This is a genomic window from Natronoarchaeum philippinense (genome assembly GCF_900215575.1).
GTDB classification, from domain to species: Archaea; Halobacteriota; Halobacteria; order Halobacteriales; family Natronoarchaeaceae; genus Natronoarchaeum; species Natronoarchaeum philippinense.
On sequence record NZ_OBEJ01000001.1, the window covers coordinates 609,614 to 627,416 of the forward strand.

The 17,803-nt window shown below is 66.9% G+C and carries 18 protein-coding genes and 1 tRNA gene; 9 read left to right on the top strand and 10 right to left on the bottom strand.

What is annotated here, in order from left to right:
• Positions 1–127: 127 nt before the first annotated feature.
• Positions 128–212: transfer RNA gene (locus CRO01_RS03115), tRNA-Leu, on the bottom strand.
• A gap of 308 nt (positions 213–520) precedes the next feature.
• Between CRO01_RS03115 and sucC the strand changes: the two genes are divergently transcribed.
• Together sucC and sucD are read left to right on the top strand one after the other, a co-directional pair.
• The gene (gene sucC / locus CRO01_RS03120) at positions 521–1,669 is read left to right on the top strand and encodes an ADP-forming succinate--CoA ligase subunit beta (RefSeq protein WP_097007645.1); all 1,149 of its coding nucleotides are present in this window, start codon (positions 521–523) and stop codon (positions 1,667–1,669) included.
• Complete coding sequence (sucD, locus tag CRO01_RS03125; protein ID WP_097007646.1) at positions 1,666–2,535, top strand: succinate--CoA ligase subunit alpha; 870 nt, start codon at positions 1,666–1,668, stop codon at positions 2,533–2,535. The genes sucC and sucD overlap by 4 nt, the downstream gene beginning before the upstream one ends.
• A 21-nt stretch (positions 2,536–2,556) precedes the next feature.
• Here sucD and CRO01_RS03130 read toward each other — a convergent pair whose 3' ends face one another.
• The gene (locus tag CRO01_RS03130; RefSeq protein WP_097007647.1) at positions 2,557–3,210 is read right to left on the bottom strand and encodes a dienelactone hydrolase family protein; all 654 of its coding nucleotides are present in this window, start codon (positions 3,208–3,210) and stop codon (positions 2,557–2,559) included.
• Positions 3,211–3,412: 202 nt separating this feature from the next.
• Here CRO01_RS03130 and CRO01_RS03135 point away from each other — a divergent pair, with 202 nt between their 5' ends.
• Positions 3,413–3,631, top strand: a complete 219-nt coding sequence (locus CRO01_RS03135; RefSeq protein ID WP_097007648.1) for a hypothetical protein — start codon at positions 3,413–3,415, stop codon at positions 3,629–3,631.
• A 158-nt stretch (positions 3,632–3,789) separates the two neighbouring features.
• Here the strand turns inward: CRO01_RS03135 and CRO01_RS03140 are convergent, their stop codons facing one another.
• The 3 genes from CRO01_RS03140 to purD form a co-directional block, all read right to left on the bottom strand.
• Positions 3,790–4,356: an acyltransferase gene (locus tag CRO01_RS03140; protein ID WP_097007649.1), complete on the bottom strand. Its 567-nt coding sequence runs from the start codon at positions 4,354–4,356 to the stop codon at positions 3,790–3,792.
• A 64-nt stretch (positions 4,357–4,420) separates the two neighbouring features.
• Positions 4,421–5,638: a GNAT family N-acetyltransferase gene (locus tag CRO01_RS03145; RefSeq protein ID WP_179747381.1), complete on the bottom strand. Its 1,218-nt coding sequence runs from the start codon at positions 5,636–5,638 to the stop codon at positions 4,421–4,423.
• A 104-nt stretch (positions 5,639–5,742) separates the two neighbouring features.
• The gene (gene purD, locus CRO01_RS03150) at positions 5,743–7,032 is read right to left on the bottom strand and encodes a phosphoribosylamine--glycine ligase (protein ID WP_097007651.1); all 1,290 of its coding nucleotides are present in this window, start codon (positions 7,030–7,032) and stop codon (positions 5,743–5,745) included.
• 167 nt (positions 7,033–7,199) lie between these two features.
• On the opposite strand from purD, the gene thyA reads away from it, so the two are divergent.
• The 3 genes from thyA (at position 7,200) to CRO01_RS03165 (ending at position 10,966) form a co-directional block, all read left to right on the top strand.
• Positions 7,200–8,189, top strand: a complete 990-nt coding sequence (gene thyA, locus CRO01_RS03155) for a thymidylate synthase (RefSeq protein ID WP_097007652.1) — start codon at positions 7,200–7,202, stop codon at positions 8,187–8,189.
• Positions 8,190–8,720, top strand: coding sequence for a dihydrofolate reductase (locus CRO01_RS03160; RefSeq protein ID WP_097007653.1), 531 nt, complete (start codon positions 8,190–8,192; stop codon positions 8,718–8,720). It begins immediately after the preceding gene.
• A gap of 113 nt (positions 8,721–8,833) precedes the next feature.
• Positions 8,834–10,966: a thioredoxin domain-containing protein gene (locus tag CRO01_RS03165; RefSeq protein WP_097007654.1), complete on the top strand. Its 2,133-nt coding sequence runs from the start codon at positions 8,834–8,836 to the stop codon at positions 10,964–10,966.
• Between the two features lie 21 nt (positions 10,967–10,987).
• Here the strand turns inward: CRO01_RS03165 and CRO01_RS03170 are convergent, their stop codons facing one another.
• Positions 10,988–12,154, bottom strand: a complete 1,167-nt coding sequence (locus CRO01_RS03170) for an AI-2E family transporter (protein ID WP_097007655.1) — start codon at positions 12,152–12,154, stop codon at positions 10,988–10,990.
• Positions 12,155–12,266: 112 nt separating this feature from the next.
• Between CRO01_RS03170 and CRO01_RS03175 the strand changes: the two genes are divergently transcribed.
• Both CRO01_RS03175 and CRO01_RS03180 read left to right on the top strand, forming a co-directional pair.
• Positions 12,267–12,518, top strand: coding sequence for an MTH865 family protein (locus tag CRO01_RS03175; protein ID WP_097007656.1), 252 nt, complete (start codon positions 12,267–12,269; stop codon positions 12,516–12,518).
• A 75-nt stretch (positions 12,519–12,593) separates the two neighbouring features.
• The gene (locus tag CRO01_RS03180; RefSeq protein WP_097007657.1) at positions 12,594–13,121 is read left to right on the top strand and encodes a hypothetical protein; all 528 of its coding nucleotides are present in this window, start codon (positions 12,594–12,596) and stop codon (positions 13,119–13,121) included.
• A 27-nt stretch (positions 13,122–13,148) separates the two neighbouring features.
• On the opposite strand, the gene CRO01_RS03185 is transcribed toward CRO01_RS03180, so the two are convergent.
• Positions 13,149–13,787 (bottom strand): metalloprotease, encoded by a 639-nt coding sequence (locus tag CRO01_RS03185; protein ID WP_097007658.1) that lies wholly within the window; start codon positions 13,785–13,787, stop codon positions 13,149–13,151.
• Between the two features lies 1 nt (position 13,788).
• Positions 13,789–15,558 carry a TraB/GumN family protein gene (locus CRO01_RS03190; protein WP_097007659.1) on the bottom strand — a complete coding sequence of 590 codons (1,770 nt, stop codon included), beginning with the start codon at positions 15,556–15,558 and terminating at the stop codon, positions 13,789–13,791.
• A gap of 143 nt (positions 15,559–15,701) precedes the next feature.
• Here CRO01_RS03190 and CRO01_RS03195 point away from each other — a divergent pair, with 143 nt between their 5' ends.
• The gene (locus tag CRO01_RS03195; RefSeq protein ID WP_097007660.1) at positions 15,702–16,148 is read left to right on the top strand and encodes an acyl-CoA thioesterase; all 447 of its coding nucleotides are present in this window, start codon (positions 15,702–15,704) and stop codon (positions 16,146–16,148) included.
• 7 nt (positions 16,149–16,155) lie between these two features.
• Here the strand turns inward: CRO01_RS03195 and CRO01_RS03200 are convergent, their stop codons facing one another.
• Positions 16,156–16,380, bottom strand: coding sequence for a hypothetical protein (locus tag CRO01_RS03200; protein WP_097007661.1), 225 nt, complete (start codon positions 16,378–16,380; stop codon positions 16,156–16,158).
• An 85-nt stretch (positions 16,381–16,465) separates the two neighbouring features.
• Positions 16,466–17,764 (bottom strand): WD40/YVTN/BNR-like repeat-containing protein, encoded by a 1,299-nt coding sequence (locus CRO01_RS03205; RefSeq protein WP_097007662.1) that lies wholly within the window; start codon positions 17,762–17,764, stop codon positions 16,466–16,468.
• Positions 17,765–17,803 lie beyond the last annotated feature (39 nt).

Sequence of the window (17,803 nt, forward strand, 5' to 3'; positions counted from 1 at the left end):
CGACGTCGACCGCTCACCGCCGGACCCACAGATGGGTCTTCTAACTTTGCTTCGGAAGGATGGTGCGTGGGTGCAGTCCCAAGGGAGTGCACCGTATGCATCGTCGGCGGTTGTACCGCCATTGCGATGCGTGGGACCGGATTTGAACCGGCGGACCCCTACGGGACAGCGCCCTCAACGCTGCGCCGTTGGCCTAGCTTGGCTACCCACGCTCGCGGTGTCTTGCTGCACTCATCTCTAACCCACGGGTGGATAAAAGGGCTTTCGTTTACGCGCTTGGGACGGGAGGCGTTACCACGCGACGGCGGCGGGGTCCGAGACGGGACCTGCAGGCCGCTAACGAGGGTTGGCCGCCGTTTGCGTGCAGATGCCGACGGTGCCGCGTCGGGGTGTGGCAGTACAGCGTCGCATCGGGGCGCCAAGACAGCGCGTCGGACCGAGAGTAGCCGACCCACGGCAGCCGGTAGCAAGAGCCGAAATCGCTGGGCTTTAAGCGTGGCGGAACGGCTCGTATAACTGCATGAAACTTCACGAATATCAGGCGAAGCAGGTCTTCGCCGACGCCGGAATTCCGACGCCAGCGTCCCAGCTGGCCGAGAGCGTCGACGAAGTCGTTGCTGCCGCCGAGGAGATCGGCTACCCTGTCGCCGTCAAGGCGCAGGTGCAAGTCGGGGGGCGCGGCAAGGCCGGCGGGATCGAACTCGTCGAGAGCGAGGCCGAGGCCCGCGACGCCGCCGAGTCGATTCTGGGGATGGATCTCAAGGGGATCCACGTCGACCGCGTGCTCGTCGAGGAGGCCGTCGACTTCGTCAACGAGCTCTACGTCGGCATCACGATGGACCGCAACAAGGGCCAGCCCGTGGCGATGGTCTCGACCAAGGGCGGCGTCGACATCGAGGAGGTCGCCGAGGAGGATCCCGACGCGATCGTCCGCGAGCACGTCGACCCCGCCTTCGGGATGCAGCCCTATCAGGCACGACGCGCGGTCTTCGAGGCCGGCGTCGACCGCGAGGTCGCCATCGACGCGGCGTCGGTCCTGCGGACGCTGTACCAGCTCTGGGCTGACAGCGACGCCAGCGAGGCCGAGATCAACCCGCTGATGGTCACCAGCGACGACGAGGTCATCGCGGCCGACGCCGTGATGAACATCGACGAGGACGCGCTGTTCCGCCAGCCCGAACTCGCCGAGATGGAAGACGAGTCCGCGGGCGGCGACGAACTCGAACAGAAGGCCGACGAGTACGGCTTCGACTACGTCCGTCTCTCGGGCAACGTCGGCATCATCGGCAACGGCGCCGGCCTCGTGATGACGACGCTGGACCTCGTGGACCACTACGGCGGCGAACCCGCCAACTTCCTCGACGTGGGCGGCGGCGCGAAGGCCGAACGGATCGCCAACGCGCTGGACATGGTGTTCTCGGACGACAACGTCGACTCGGTCGTGTTCAACATCTTCGGCGGGATCACCCGCGGCGACGAGGTCGCCAAGGGGATCAACGAGGCCTTAGAGCAGTTCGACGAGATTCCCAAGCCCGTGACGGTTCGCCTCGCGGGCACCAACTGGGAGGAGGGCATGGAGATCCTCAACGAGGATCTCGTAACGGTCGAGCAGACGCTCGAAGACGCGGTACAGCGTGCCGTCGAGCACGCCGAGGAGGTGGAAGCATGAGTGTTCTCGTAGACGACGACACGCGCGTTATCGTGCAGGGTATCACCGGCGGGGAAGGCAAGTTCCACGCCGAACAGATGATGGAGTACGGCACCAACGTCGTCGGCGGCGCGGTGCCCGGCCGCGGCGGCCAAGAGGTCGCCGGCGTCCCGGTGTACGACACCGTCGACGAGGCCGCACGCGCCGAAGACGCCGACGCCTCCGTGATCTTCGTCCCGCCGGCGTTCGCCGGCGACGCCATCATGGAGTCGCTCGATTCCTCGCTCGATCTCGCCGTGGCGATCACCGAGGGCGTCCCGACACAGGACATGGCGCGGGTCAACAAGCGCCTCTCCGAGGTCGACACCAAACTGATCGGCCCGAACTGCCCCGGCATCATCACGCCCGGCGAGGCCAAGCTCGGCATCCTGCCCGGCAACATCTTCTCGTCGGGCAACGTCGGTCTCGTCTCCCGCTCGGGGACGCTGACCTACCAAGTCGTCGATAACCTCACCGACCGCGGGCTGGGCCAGTCGACCGCGATCGGTATCGGCGGCGACCCGATCATCGGGACGACGTTCATCGACGCCCTCGAAGAGTTCGAGAACGACCCCGACACCCACGCGGTCGCCATGTGCGGCGAGATCGGCGGCGAGGACGAGGAGAAGGCCGCCCGCTACATCGCCGAGAACATGGACACGCCGGTCGTCGGCTTCATCGCGGGCCGCACCGCGCCGCCGGGCAAGCGCATGGGCCACGCGGGCGCCATCGTCTCCGGGTCGGGGACGGGCACCGCCGAGTCGAAGATCTCGGCGCTCAACGACGCCGGCGTCGAGGTCGGCGACACGCCCGAGGAAGTCGCAGACGCCGTCGAAGACCTGCTGTAGGCCGTCAGCGACGCCGCTTTTTTATTCGTACTGCTCTCCAGAGAGGTGTCGCTGGAACCACTCGCCTGCGACAGTCGCAACTTCTTCGAGTTCGCCCGTTCCCTCGAAGAGATGACCTGCACCCGGCACGACGTGCAGATTCTTCTCGGCGTCGAGTCGGCCGAGCGCCTGTCGGTTGAGTGCCAGCACCTGTTGGTCGTCGCCCCCGACGATACACAGCGTCGGCGCGGTCACCGATGGCAGTTGGTCGGTGGCGAGATCGACGCGGCCGCCCCGGGAGACGACGGCGGCAATATCGTCACGACGCGCCGCCGCCCGCAGCGCCGCCGCGGCGCCGGTGCTCGATCCGAAGTAGCCGAGCCGCAGATCGACGGCGTCGTCGCGACCGCGCAGCCACTCAGTCGCGGCGTCCAGCCGCCGCGTCAGCAGGTCGATGTCGAAGCGACTCGCCCGGTGCAGATCCTCCTGCTCGGTCAGGAGATCGAACAGCAACGTTCCGAGCCCGCGCTCCCGGAGCGACTCGGCGACGAAGTTGTTTCGCGGACTGTGCCGACTGCTCCCGGCGCCGTGGGCGAACACGACCAGCCCCTCGGCCCCTTCCGGGATGATCAGTTCGCCCTCCAGTTCGATGTCGTCTGCCTGTACGGCGACGAGGTTCGAGTTGTCGTCGCTCACGTGAGATGGTGCCACGGGAGGGGACGTGAACGCTTTTCTCGGAATCCGACGCGTTGGACGCCCCGAACGCCGATTTATTCCAATTTTTTGGCCCAGAAAGAAAAGGTAGATTGGTGTGCGTATTACACAGCAGCTAATACAGCACGGCCAACCAGTGTGACTCGCACAAAATATTTATAGATTCTGTAACATATTCTGGGCTATGAAGCTCGCCGTGCTTGGTCTCGGCGTTTTCTTGATTGCTTTCGCCGTCTATACGATCAGCGACGCGATGAACCGAGTCCGACCGTGGGTCTCCGTACGAGAGTTGGAGCGCGACTCGACGGGTGTCGAGGAGAAACAGCAAATGCGGACGGTCATCTACGCTACTGCAGTCGGTCTGACCGGCATCATGTTCGTGCTGCTTGGACTGGGTCTCTGACGCCACCTCCTCAGTGCTCCACTAAATAACATTTGTTAGACAAATAAACTGTACGGCATCTTATCGCGGTCGGCTGATAAGCGTGCTCTCTCTATCGAAGCCCGCCAGCGGCGACGCTATCGTTCACGAGAACGTCCGATGGCGCCGCCCGATCGGCGTCACTCTCGGGAGCCGTCACCGCCGTCGAACGCCGTCGATCCGCCCTCCGAATCGGACATCGACCCGTTGCCGATCGGCGTCGCCGGGACGCCGGCGACCGTCTCGCCCGGCGGCACGTCCTCGACGACCAGCGAGTTCGCGGCGACTTGCGCGCCGGCGCCGATCTCGACGCCGGGAAGCACGATTGCGCCGGCGCCGATCATCGCGCGCTCGCCGACGACAACGTCGCCCAGCCGATACTCGTCCTGCAGGAACTCGTGGCACAGCAGCGTGGCGTCGTAGCCGATGATAGCGTGGTCCTCGACGGTGATCCGGTCGGGCCAGAACACATCGGGCGTCGATTCGAGTCCCCACGAGACGCCCTCGCCGACCGTGACCCCGATGCGGCGAAGCAACCAGCTTTTGAGCTTGAGGCTCGGCGAGATCCGGCAGATCACGATCACGACGTAGTTGAGCATCACTCGCAGCGGGTGGCGGGCATCGGGCCAGTGTCGCAGCGAGTTCAGCGGGCCGGCGGTCCCGTGGCGGGCGAGCCGTTCGTGGCGTGGGTCGTCGCTCACTGGCACACTGTTGGCGAACTCGACACATAAACCGGTCGGCGTTCGACGCCGCTGCCCAGAGTGGGGACGATCACGACGAGCAGTCCTGTTCGGCTAGCGGAAGCCGCCAGTCCCGGCGCTCGGGGAGATCACAGTTCCCGACAGTCCAGTCGGTCGGCTGGGTCAGCGAGAGGGGGCGCGCGACGACGGTGGTGAGCGATCCGAGCAGCGACAGCGGCGGTCGGTCGTCCCAGTAGAACCCGTGCTCTGAGAGTACCGCGTTCGGAAGCGTGTCGGCGCCGACAGTCACGATATCGGCGTCGTCGGCATCACCGATGACCGCCGAGAGGAGCGCCGAGAACGCGTTCGAGCGCGCTCGCTGGCCGACCAGCGGGAAGCCGTCGAGTACTTTCTTGGTTCGCAGGCCGTCGCCGCGCTCGTCGACGGTGACGAGCGCCGCCAGCAGGTCCCCTCCCCGATGTGCGGTGTACGTTCGAGCATCCCAGTTCGGGTTCGCGTAGCGCCAGTCGAGAAACGCCGTTGTTCGGGGCGTGTGGATGCGCTCGGGAACGGCCTCGCCGTACAGCGAAGCGAGCCGGCCGGCTGGGACGCCGTCGTGACGCCGAACGTCGATCGAGCCGTCGGTCGTCCGCACGGCGTCCCGGACGCGGTGGAACGCCGTCGCGCCGGCATCTGCGGCCGTGCTGGCGACAGCATCGAGATTTGCGGACGACGCCGAAAAGAAGCGTGAGGGGTTTTGAATCCGGTAGGCAGTCGCTACCGATCCGACCTCCACCCAGCCGAGCTTGAGGTAAGCGCCCTTTGCTTCCTCGTTCGGGAAGTTGAACACGAACGACGGTTCGCGGTCTCCGAAGTGCTCGAGCGCGCGCTCGGTCATCCGCGTCAAGAGTCCGTTCCGACGGTGGTCCGGGTGGACCATCGCGTCGGCAGGTTGGATCGCCAGCGTCGTCTCGTCGCCCGCTCGCATGCCAAAGGAGATGAACGGCTCGGCACCGACTAGCTCGCCCGCGCGCTCGGCGACGAACATCCGGGGCCGATCAGCGTAGGGGCCGCCGTATCGCCACGAGAACCACTCGTCGGTGCGTTGCTCGCCGAAGACTGCCTCGTACAGCTCGAAGAACTGCTCTTTGTCGTTCGGCCGATACGGGCGTACGACGTACCCGTCCCGCTCGGTTTCGGCCCGACCGGCGGCGTCGCCGACTGTCGAACGCCCGGTGCGAGCGCGCGCGTACTCGGACGCTGCGGCGGTCGGCTCGTCGCCGTTGCCCGGCGTAGTCGGTTTGCTCATCACTCGGGATTTTGCCGACATCCCGCTTAGTTATAGAGTATGTACTTGGAAAATAACTGGCAAATAACAGAACCGAAGCGGTGAGTATCCGCTCCCTAACCGCCCTATTCGCTCAGGCGCTCGACGTGGTCGATACGCTGCTGGACCAGTTCCGGCGTCCCGATGTCGTGGCGCACGCGCAGTCCTTCGGTGCCGGCGCGTTCGAGCGCATTCTCGGCGACTGCTTCGGCTTCGGTGATCGACTCCTCGACCCCGACGACGGCGTAGGATCGGGAGGTCGTCGTGTAGATGCCGTCGTCGCGGGCGTCGACGCTGGCGTAGTAGAGGATCGCGTCGCCGGCGTTATCTTCGTCGATGGTGACTTTCGCCCCGGCGTCGGGATCGGTCGGGTAGCCGTCGGGGACGGCGTACTTGCAGACGGTCGCTTGCTCGGCGAAGTCCAGTTCGGGCAGCGCCTCGCCATCGCGGGCCGCGACCAGCACGTCGAGGAAGTCAGTCTCCAGCACCGGCAGCGTGTTCATCGCCTCGGGATCGCCGAAGCGAGCGTTGAACTCGACGACCTTGATGCCGTCGGCGGTGAGCATGAACTGGCCGTAGAGCACGCCCTTGTACCCCTCCAGCGCGTCGACGACCTCGCGCATGATCGCCAGCGCCTCGGCGGAGTCGCCCTCGTCCATGAACGGCAGCTGGAAGGAGGCGTCAGTATAGCTGCCCATCCCGCCGGTGTTGGGGCCTTCGTCGCCCTCGTAGGCGCGCTTGTGGTCCTGCACGGCCGGCGTGATCCGCAGCGAGCCGTTGGCGACGAAGCCCTGAATCGTGAACTCTTCGCCGACCAGTCGCTCTTCGAGGACGATCCGATCGTACTCGGACTCGCGGATGTACTCCTTGCCTTCCTGGGCGGTGACCTGATCACCGATCACCTTCACGCCCTTGCCGCCGGTGAGGCCCGCGGGCTTGATGACGAGGTCGCCGTCGTACTCGTCGATGTACTCGCAGGCGGCCTCGCCGTCCTCGAACACCTCGAAGTCGGGACAGCCCGACACGTCGTGTTCAGCCATGAACTCCCGCTGGAACGACTTGTCCGTCTCGATGCGGGCCTGCTCGGCCTGCGGGCCGAACGCGTAGACGCCGGCGTCGTCGAGCGCGTCGGCGACGCCCGCGGCCAGCGGCGCTTCGGGGCCGACCACGGCCAGCGTCGCGTCGACGGATTCGGCGTACTCGACGACCGCTTCGGGATCGGTCGTGTCGAGCGTCTCGACGCCCTCGGCGATCTCGGCGATGCCGGGATTTCGGTTGCCAGCGCAGGCAAACAGCGTCGCGTCGGACTCGGCCAGTGCGCGCGCGATCGCGTGCTCGCGGCCGCCGCCGCCGACCAGCAGAACGGTCTCTGTCATACCCGGAACGGGTACGCACGGTAGTGTAAAGGTTGCTGTTTGCCGACTCTGTCCTGTACACGAACGTGATTCGTTTTCGGCGCCGGGACGCCGACGCGACCGCCCGGACCCGGCAGCGACGGCACAAATCGGTACGTCTTTGAGACTGTGACGGTTGCTACTCGCTCATGCAGGAGTATCTGGATCTCGTCGACTCCGTCCTCTCGGAGGGCACCTACAAGCCCAACCGGACGGGCGTCGACACCGTCTCGGCGTTCAGTCGCCACTACGAGGTCGACCTCCAAGAGGGGTTCCCGCTGCTGACGACCAAGCAGATGGACGGCTACCGGTGGAACTCGCTGATCCACGAGTTCCTCTGGTATCTCTCGGGCGAGGAACACATCCGGACGCTGCGCGAGGAGACCGGCATCTGGGACGCGTGGGCCGACGAGGAGGGACGACTCGACACCGCCTACGGCCGCTTCTGGCGACGGTTCCCCTACCCCGACGAGGGGCTCGACGGGGAGACGTGGCCCGACGACGACCACCGCTGGGTCAACGAGGACGAGCGGACGTTCGACCAGATCAAGTACGTGCTCGACACCTTGGAGGAGAACCCCCACTCCCGCCGGATGGTCGTCAACGCGTGGCATCCCGCGAACGCGACCGTCTCGACGCTCCCGCCGTGTCACTACACCTTCGTGTTTAACGTCCAAGGCGACCGGCTGAACGTGCATCTCACCCAGCGTTCGGGCGACATCGCGCTCGGCGTTCCCTTCAACATCGCCGCCTACTCGCTGCTGGCGACCGCGATCGCCCAGCGGACCGACTTCGAGGTCGGCAAGTTCGCCCACACCGTCGTCGACTCGCATATCTACTGCGGCAAGGGCGACCGGGGCGCGTGGTACGAGGAGAACCTCCCGGCGCTCCGTGAGCGCCTCGACGCCGTCGAGGCAGACGAGGAGTACCGCGACGTGAAGGCGTGGCTCGAAGCGACCGCGCCCGAGGGCGAGGGGTACGACCACGTTCCGGGCCTGCTCGAACAGCTCGCCCGCGACCCGCTCGACCGACCGGAGATCCACGTCGCCGACAAGCCCCTCGACGAGTTGGCGTACGAGGATATCGAACTGCGGGACTACGAATCGCATTCCGGAATCTCGTTCAAGGTGGCCGAATAGATGGAACTGGTCGTGATCGCAGCAGTCGCAGAAAACGGCGTCATCGGCGTCGACGGCGAGATGCCGTGGCACATCCCCGAGGATCTGGCCCACTTCAAGCGCGCGACGACCGAACATCCCGTGATCATGGGTCGGGTGACCTACGAGAGCATCATCGACGATCTCGGGGGGCCACTCCCTGACCGGCCGAACATTGTACTCAGCCGCAGCGGCGTCGACGCCCCCGAGGGCGTGGCCGTCGTCGAGAGTGCGGAGGCCGCGCTCGACGCCGCCGCCGAACGGATCGAAGCGGCGGACTCGGCGTCCGACGAGCCCGTCTTCGTGATCGGCGGCGCGACGGTGTACGAGCAGTTCCTCCCCGATGCCGACCGCCTGCTGCTGACTGAGATCCGCGAGCGCTACGACGGCGACACGTACTTTCCCGACTGGGACCGCCGGCTCTGGACCGAACTGGCCCGCGACGAGCGCGACGGCTTCGCGTTCGTCGAGTACGCAACCGAGGGCGACGTAGCGCCGGCGTTCGTGGAGTAGTCCGGTCGCGGCGGCCGCGCCGCGGCGTCGAGACGCCGCTGTGGGGGCGCCGTCGACGGCGTGGAACTTCCGATGAGGACGACCTTTTACCGCCGACAGTCCTACGTCGACCCATGAGCGACACCCCCACCGAACGCAACCGGCTCGACGAGGAGGAGAGCCCGTATCTCCGCCAGCACGCCGACAACCCCGTCAACTGGCAGCCGTGGGACGAGCAGGCCTTGGAGGCCGCCCGCGAGCGCGACGTGCCGATCTTCCTGTCGGTCGGCTACTCGGCGTGTCACTGGTGTCACGTCATGGAAGAGGAGAGCTTCGAGGACGAGGCCGTCGCCGAGCAGCTCAACGAGAACTTCGTCCCGATCAAGGTCGACCGCGAGGAGCGCCCGGATCTCGACTCGGTGTATCAGACGGTCTGCCAACTCGTCAGCGGCCGCGGCGGCTGGCCGCTTTCGGCGTGGCTGACGCCCGACGGGAAGCCGTTCTACATTGGCACCTACTTCCCTAAGGAGCCAAAGCGCGGCGCGCCCGGCTTCACGAACCTGCTGGACAACATCGCAAACTCGTGGGGCGAGGACCGCGAGGAGATGGAGAATCGCGCCGAACAGTGGACTCGTGCCGCCAAGGGCCAACTGGAGGAGACGCCGGACCAGCCCGGCGACCGCCCCGAGGAAAGCGCCCTGACCGACGCGGCCAGCACGGCCGTCAGGGCGGCCGACCGCGACCACGGTGGCTTTGGCTCCGACGGGCCGAAGTTTCCCCATCCCGCCCGCGTCGACCTCCTCCTGCGCGCCTACGACCGGACGGGCGACGACGCCTACCGCGAGGTCGCCGTCGAGACGCTCGACGCGATGGCCGACCGGGGGATGTACGACCACGTCGGCGGCGGGTTCCATCGCTACGCGACCGACCGCGAGTGGATCGTGCCCCACTTCGAGAAGATGCTGTACGACAACGCCGAACTCCCGCGAGCGTATCTGGCGGGCTATCAGGCCACCGGCGAAGACCGATACGCCCGCGTCGCCGAGGACACGTTCGAGTTCGTCGAGCGCGAACTGACCCACTCTGACGGCGTCGACGACCGAGAGCACGGTGGCTTCTACAGCACGCTCGACGCCCAAAGCGAGGGCGAGGAAGGGACGTTCTACGTCTGGACGCCGGAGGACGTGCGCGAAGCAGTCGACGACGAACTGGCCGAGTTGGCGATCGACCGCTTTGGCGTCACCGACTCGGGCAACTTCGAGGGATCGAACGTGCTCACGCTCGCCAGAAGCGTCGAGATGATCGCCGACGAGCACGACATCGCCGAAGACGAAGTGCGCGATCGGCTGGAGCGTGCCCGCCAACAGCTCGCCGACGCCCGCGAGGAGCGCGTCCGGCCGCGCCGCGACGAGAAGATCCTCGCCGGCTGGAACGGGCTGATGATCGCCGCACTCGCGGAGGGCGGGCTGGTGCTCGACGACCGGTGGACGGAACTGGCCGAGGACGCGCTGGCGTTCGTCCGCGAACAGCTCTGGGACGCCGACGCCGGGCAGCTATCGCGGCGATACAAAGACGGAGACGTTCGGATCGACGGCTACCTCGAGGACTACGCGTTCCTCGCCCGGGGCGCGTTCGCCCTCTACCAGACGACCGGCGAAGTCGACCATCTCGCGTTCGCGCTCGATCTGGCCCGCCAGATCGAACGGGAGTTCTGGGACGCCGAGGCTGGGACGATCTACTACACGCCGGCGAGCGGCGAGGAACTCGTCACCCGACCACAGGAACTGCGCGACCAGTCGACGCCGTCGAGTCTCGGCGTCGCCGTCGAGGTGTTGCTCTCGCTGGATCACTTCGTCGGCCACGACCGGTTCGCCGAGATCGCCGAGACGGTGCTCGGAACCCACGGCCAACGCACGACTTCCAGCCCGATGGAGTACACGTCGCTGGTGCTGTGTGCCGACCGACTCCACACCGGTTCGCTCGAACTGACTGCCGCCGGCGACGGGTTGCCGGCGTCGTGGCACGACCGCCTCGCCGAGACGTACCTTCCCGATCGACTGCTGGCGCCGCGTCCGGCGACCGACGACGAACTCGACGAGTGGCTCGACGAGTTGGATCTCGACGAGGCGCCGCCGATCTGGGCCGACCGCGAGCACGTCGACGGCGAGCCGACGCTGTACGCCTGTCGCTCCTTTACCTGTTCGCCGCCGGTCCACGGCATCGACGAGGCCCTAGAGTGGGCTGAAGATCTGGCGCCGGACGCCTGATCGGGGCCGCCGACCCCGCCATCACCCGGCCGAATCGGACACATCAGACAGGCCGTCGGCGTCGTCGCCGGAGCCCTCTGTCGGCGTCGAAGTCGCCGCCGGCGGCTCGTTAACTTCGCCGTCGGCGTCGTCCACGGAGGGCCCCGTCACAGTCTGTTCGGCTGGCGTCGTCCCGGCCTGTTCAGCCGGTTTCTCGATCAGTCGGTCGTACTCCTCGACGTAGGTCCTGACGGTCGCGGTGAAGACGCCGAGCACGACCGGGCCGACGAACAGGCCGACGAAGCCGAGCACGTAGACGCCGCCGAACACGCCGAGCAAGATCAGCCCGGGATTGAGGTTCGCGCGCCGGTCGATCACGATCGGACGGACGAAGTTGTCGACCGAACTCACCACGAGTAGGCCGTATGCCGCGAGCAACAGGCCGTCTGCGGTGGCCCCGATCGCAAGCAGGTACGCCGACGCCGCGCCCCAAACTGCGAACGCGCCGATCAGCGGTAGGAGGCCGAGAATGATCATCACGAACGTCCAGAACGCGACCTTCGGGATGCCGGCAACCCACAGGCCGACGCCGCCGACGAGTCCCTGAAAGACCGCGACGAGGATGTGGCCGATCACGACGCCCCACGTCGTCTGTTCGATCTGGTCGTACAACTCCTCGGAGACCGGCTCCGCAAGCGGCGAGTGCTCCATCGTCCACTCGACGAGATCGGGACCGTCCCGGAGCGCGTAGTAGACGAGGAAAAACAACAGGCCAAATCCCATCCCCGTGTGCATCGCCGTGGCGAACACGTCACCGACGCTCCCCGTCAGCAGGTCGATGCCGTCCTGCCCCGCCGATCGGAGGTGCGGTTCCAGCGCCACGTCGAGGCCGAACTGCTCGGCGAGCGACGCCTCGATCGCGGCGATCTGGAGGTCGATATTACCCCGCGCCAGCGAACGCATATCGCGGACGAGACGGATGCCGACGTACGCCAGCGGCACTACCACGACGAGAACCGACGACAGAATCAACAGGACCGCGGACGTACGGCCGCCGACGCGCGGCGTGAGGCGCCGATGAAGCGGCGAGAGCAGGTACGCGAGCACCGCCGCCCCGAGCACGAACTCGACGAACGGCAGGACGACGACGAACGCGACGATCGCAGAGGCGGCGATACAGGCGAGCAAGAACCCCTGCTGTCGAGTCATGACAGGTCGTTGTTCCGGCGGGGGTAAAAAGGTCGGTCTCGCGCGTGCGTGGTTCGGCGCCGCGGCCAACTACACGAAAGTTTAATATTTATCGCCACACGAGTGTTCCCACATGGCAGACAAAGCCGAACTCCGAGAACAGATGATCGACGCCTTCGAAGGTGCTGACTACCCGATCTCCAGCCCGATGGACCTCGTCCCCGCGCTGCCGAACGGTCCGGGAACCCGCTTCGAGTCCGGCGACTTCTCGATGACGGCGATGGAGCTCAACACCAAGCTCTCCGGCGGGGACTTCCCCTACGACTCGGCCGACGCCTTCGTCGACGACGTGCTCGACCAGCTCGAAGAGAACGACCACCTCTAAGCCGTCGCACCGCCGAGCGCCGTTCGGTCGATTTTCCCGCAAGCTTATTTATAGGTCCGATCCGCACAGTCGTGCATGCCCGAAATCGAGATCACGGACGCCCAACGCGAGTATCTAGAGCGCCTTCGATCTGACCTCGCCGAGGACGTCGAGTACGGCCACGTGCGCCCACGAGACGCGCTCCAGTTTCTCATCGACGCCCGAGAGGGAGAGGACGCAATCGCGGACGCCACAGCGGCGGCCGATAGCGCAGACGCCACTGAGTCCGGGGACGCCGACGAGGAGGACGCCGATAGCGAGGAAACTGCCGACGACGATGAGGCCAGCGACGCGGATGTCGATACTGAGGTGGCCGACGACGAGGCCGAAAGTGACGACGAAGCCGTCACCGAAGATGCCGAGGACGAGCCAAAGGAAGCCCCGGCGCCGACGCCGGGCGGCGGCGACCGGCTGAACGCGATGATGCAACTGCTCGACACCCACGACGACAAGTGGCGCGAGGGGTCGGGCGACGCGCGCTACGAGGTCGATCTCCCCGACGGCTCGACCGAGACCGCCAACACGAAAGACGACGTGCGCGCGCTGCTTTTCAAAAACTACTGAGTCCACCGGCCGTCGGCGTCGCCGCGTTCAGACCGGCAGCCAGCCCAGTCGCGTGATCGCAAGGTAGGCGGCGACGACCGACGGAACGAACACGGCGGCGAAGACGGCTTTGCTCCAGTCGAGCACGGTCTTCCCGTCGAGCGGGCCGAAGGGAATCATGTTGAACGCCGCCAGAAAGACGTTGATGAACACGCCGAATGCGCCGGCGCTGGCCAGAAAGTCCACCGGTGCGAACGCAAGCGGCAGGAAAATCGCCGCCAGCACCAGATTGGTCACCGGGCCGGCCAGCGCGATCAGGCCGTTCTCTCTGGGCGTGATCCGGCCGCGGTGGTAGACAGCACCCGGCGCGGCGAAGATGAACCCGACGAACGCGCCCATCAGCGCTAAAAATAGCATGCTGTAATCGGCCCGGAACGCCGCCTGCTGGCCGAACCGCACGGCGACGACCTTGTGCGCGAGTTCGTGTAGCATGAAGCCGACGCCGACTGTCAGGACACAGAGCACGACGACATCGACGAAGCCGGGTGCGAAGAAGGCGGCCGGTCCCGTCAGGAAGACGGCGAACGCGCCCGAGAGGACGATCCACGCGACAGCCAGATCGCGCAGTTCTCGTTGGCTAAAGGACAGCGAGCCGCGGCGGCGGCCGGCCGGACTGATGCCAGCCATCTCAGCGCACCGCCTCGACGATCAGTTCGGCGCTGTTGCGCGCGCCCGAGAGCAGTTCCGACGTGATGCCGCTGATGCCGCCGATCTCGGGTGCCATCGCCGGGACGACGACGGTCGCAAACAGGAAACTGGCGATGATGCTGCCGATGTTGGTCATGGCGACGACCATGATCAGCCGGAACAGCGGCACGTCGAACATCCGCTGGAGCAGGTCGGGCAGCGGGCTCTCGGTGTCGTCGAGAATCTCGTTGAGCCGCTGGATGTCGCTGACGTTGACCGGTCGCTGGCGCAGTTCGACGTAGCCGGCGAACCAGCCCGGCGCGAGCATCGGATTGATGCTCGTGAGCCACGCGACGGCGCCGCCGACGCCCGCGCTCAGCCAGCGCGCGCCGGCGAGACGAGCCATCCCGAACGCGAAGACGCCGTTGATCAGGAACCACGCGCCAAAGAGCTGCAACAGGAACGTGTCCTGTACGCCGGCCATCAGCAGGAGGAAGAAGAACGCGGCAAAGCCGAGCGTGAACAGGTAGCCGACGACTTTGCCGATCGAGAAGCGGCGTCCGGACGCCGTTCCGGAGATCGACTCGATGTCGGGAAGCTCCTCGGGCGCATCGAGGTAGCGCTCGATTCCGGCACGATGGCCGGCGCCGACGACGGCGACGACATCGTAGCCCTGCGAGCGCAGCGTGTCGAGTCGGCTGGCGATGAAGGCGTCACGCTCGTCGATCAACGCCTCGGCGCCGCCGGGGCTGAACCGGCGGAACTCCTCCATCATCGCCGAGACCACGTCGCCGTCGGTCAGCGACTCGATGTCGAACTCCTCGTCGAGTTCGTCGTCGACCTCCTCGACGCCGGTGCCGAGCACGAGGCCGGCGACGGCGCCGAGCGCAATGCCGACCAGCCCGCCGAGGGCAGCGCCCGAGAGGAGCCGAATCACCGTCTCGCCGACGGCCACGAACGACCCGGAACCGACGACGCCGGCCGGAAGCGGGTTGCCGAACGCGAGGGCGACGCCCGCTCCGGCGCCCGCGAGGACGCCGAGCAGCAGTCGAAACGAGAACCCGTCGATGGCGTCGCCGAGCGGTCCGGGCGGGCGTATCGACGGCAGGACGAACAGGCCGACGCCGAGGCCGAAGACGGCGCCGCCGACCAGCCCGCCGAGTAACTGCAAGGCGGCGGTGCTCGTGACGCCGAGCGTAAAGAGCCCGCCGAGTCCCAGCGCGGGCGCGAGGAACTGGCCAAACAGCGCGCCCAGCGCCATCCCGACGCCGGCGCCGCCGACGAGTCCGAGCGTCAGCGGGTCGGTGATACCGACGGCCAGCCCGCCGATGAGTTTGAACTTCTCGCCAAGCGTGAGGCGCGTCCAGAAGCGCTGCATCGTCACCTGAATGTCCCGGTCGACCAGCGCGACGCCCAGCCCGAGTTCCTCGGCCGTCTCGGTGGCGGCTTTCATGTCGGCGCCGGGTTCGATGTCGAAGCGATCTCCCATCCGCGACTGGACGTACGACAGCATCCAGTAGGCCAGAAACTGAAAGACGGTGTTGCCGCCCAGCAGGTCCTTCGCCTCGATGTCGGCGGCGGCCTCACCTTTCATCTGGCGATAACGGCCCTCGTCGAGTTCGACCGCGACGACATCGGGGCGGGACTCGCGGATCTCGTCTTCGACCCGCGCCGCGCTCTCGGCGGATACGTGGGCGGTGCCGACCACGGTCACGCTGCCCGGCGTGTCGGGATCGGCCGGCGCGCCGTCCGGCTCCGCAGGCTCGGTCATCTACGGCGTCGTACACGCGGCGGGGTTTTACGCTTGTCGAAGCCGAAGGTCGGCGTCGAAACGCGCCCCGATCGATCCGTCGAGAACGGTCCCGTCGACGGCGAGTCGGTGCAGTCTTTCCGCCCCGCGTCGAACGGGGCGCCATGACGAGGCTGAGAGAGACGCTCCTCGAAAACCGAACCATCGTCCAGCCGAACCACGCCAACATGCTCGACACCGCCCACGGGGGGAACGTGATGAAGTGGATGGACGAGGTCGGAGCGATGTCCGCGATGCGGTTTGCCGGGGAGACCTGCGTCACGGCGCGGATGAACCGCGTCGACTTCGAGAGCCCGGTCAGGGTCGGCGACACGGCGCTGATCGAGGCGTACGTCTACGCGGCGGGCACGTCCAGCGTCCGTGTCAGAGTCAAGACCTATCGAGAGAACCTGACGACCGGCGAGACACAGCCGACAGCCGACTCGTTTCTGGTGTACGTAGCCGTCGACGACGACTGGAACACGGTGTCGGTGCCGGAGCTACGCGTCGACTCGGATCGAGAAAGGAAGCTCCGCGACGAAGCTCTCGCCGGCGAAAACGGCGGCGACTGAGCCGCGGTCAGACGCTGTGTTCCGCGGCGCCGCCGCGGCGTCGATACCACCAGATCAGTCCCTGCGCGGCCACGCTGGCCGCGGTCGAACGGTACGCCAGCGCGGCCAGCCCGACGAACACTGCGCCGAGTTTGGTGTCGCCGCGACTGAACTCGCGGCCCGCCTGCGCGAGCGCCGACAGGGCGGTGAACGCGCGACTCTTCTTCGAGCCGAGGAGGCGTTTGAGGACCATACCGTCGATGGGACCCACAGAGTGAAAAGCTCGGGGGAGAAGGTGACAAGTACCGCGCTGCCGGAGTGGCGATCAATTCTCCGAACTACCGGCTAACGACGACGCCGTCCTCCCCGACGACGACCGCGCGCTCGCCCCGAACGTCGACGCCCTGGAACGCGTCGTCCTCGAACGTGTGGCGTTCCCAGTCGGCGTCCTGCGTCGATCGCTCGAACACGCCATCCTCGCCGCAGGCCACGGCGTCCTCCCCGTCCCGAGCGATCCCGGTCAGCTCGTCGTCGAAGAGCCGATCCGGCGTCCACGCCCGGCCGTTATAGCGGTGGACGACGCCGTCGTCGTCCGCGACGACGCAGTCGTCTCGGTCGGTCGCCGCTATATCCGTCGGTGTCCCGTCCGCACCGTCGAGTCCGACGGCGGCAAACGACTGCCCGGCGTCGGTCGTCTCGAAGACGCCGTCGTTCGTGTCACAGCAGTACGCCAGCGTGGTATCGACCAGTTCGACGCCGCTCAGACTCGACCCGCTCCCCGGCGTCACCGGCGACGCCCACGACGGGCCGTCGTCGCCGAACTCGCCACAGAGCACCTCGCCGGAGCCGTTGATCAGCAGGATCGTCTCCTCGCCCGCGGGCCCGCCGACGGCGACGCCAGACCAGTTGTCCGTGATGCCGTCGGGCGCCGTATAATCGACGTGCTGCCAGTCGTCGGCGTCGAGTCGCCCGAGCGCGCCGCTGTCGCCCGCGACCCAGACCGCGGCGCCATCGGCGGTGGCGTCGACGCCGACGAGGTCCTCGCCCTGCGCCGCGGGACCCTCCGCCAGCGCGACGGTCCACTCGCCGCCTCGCTCGGCGAGGACGACGCCGCCGTCGCCGACGGCACAGGCCCCGCCGTCGGTGAGTGCGGCGTCCCGAAGATCGAGATCCGTCGGGCCGTTCGTTCGTTTCCACTGACGATCTGGCTCGGCATCGCCGCGGTTCGGCTGGGCGTCTTCGCCGGCTCGCTGGTCGCCGTCGTGGATCGGTTGGGCGTCCTCGTCGGCACGGTCAGTGTCATTCTCGGCCGGTTCGACCGGCCGCGATCCCGCTTCGTCCGACCCTGATCCCGCCTCGATCTGATCGACGCGGCGCTCCGGCTCGCTCTCGTCGGTCGTTTGGCCCGCATCGCGCTGTCCCTCGACGATGTCGGCCGCGTCGCCGCCGTGGACGAGATACAGGACCACGGGCGGGACGAGATACGACGCCAGCGCGAGCGCGACGAACCAGCGATTGACGAACGTCAACAGTCCGAACGCGGTCAATCCCGCGGTTGCGACCGCGTGGACCCACGTCTTCGTGTAGCGACGAAAGAACGCGACGAACCCGTCTTCGGACGACTGCACGTCGCTCATGCTCTCCCATCGGGGCTGGACGGGGATAACCGCTGGCCA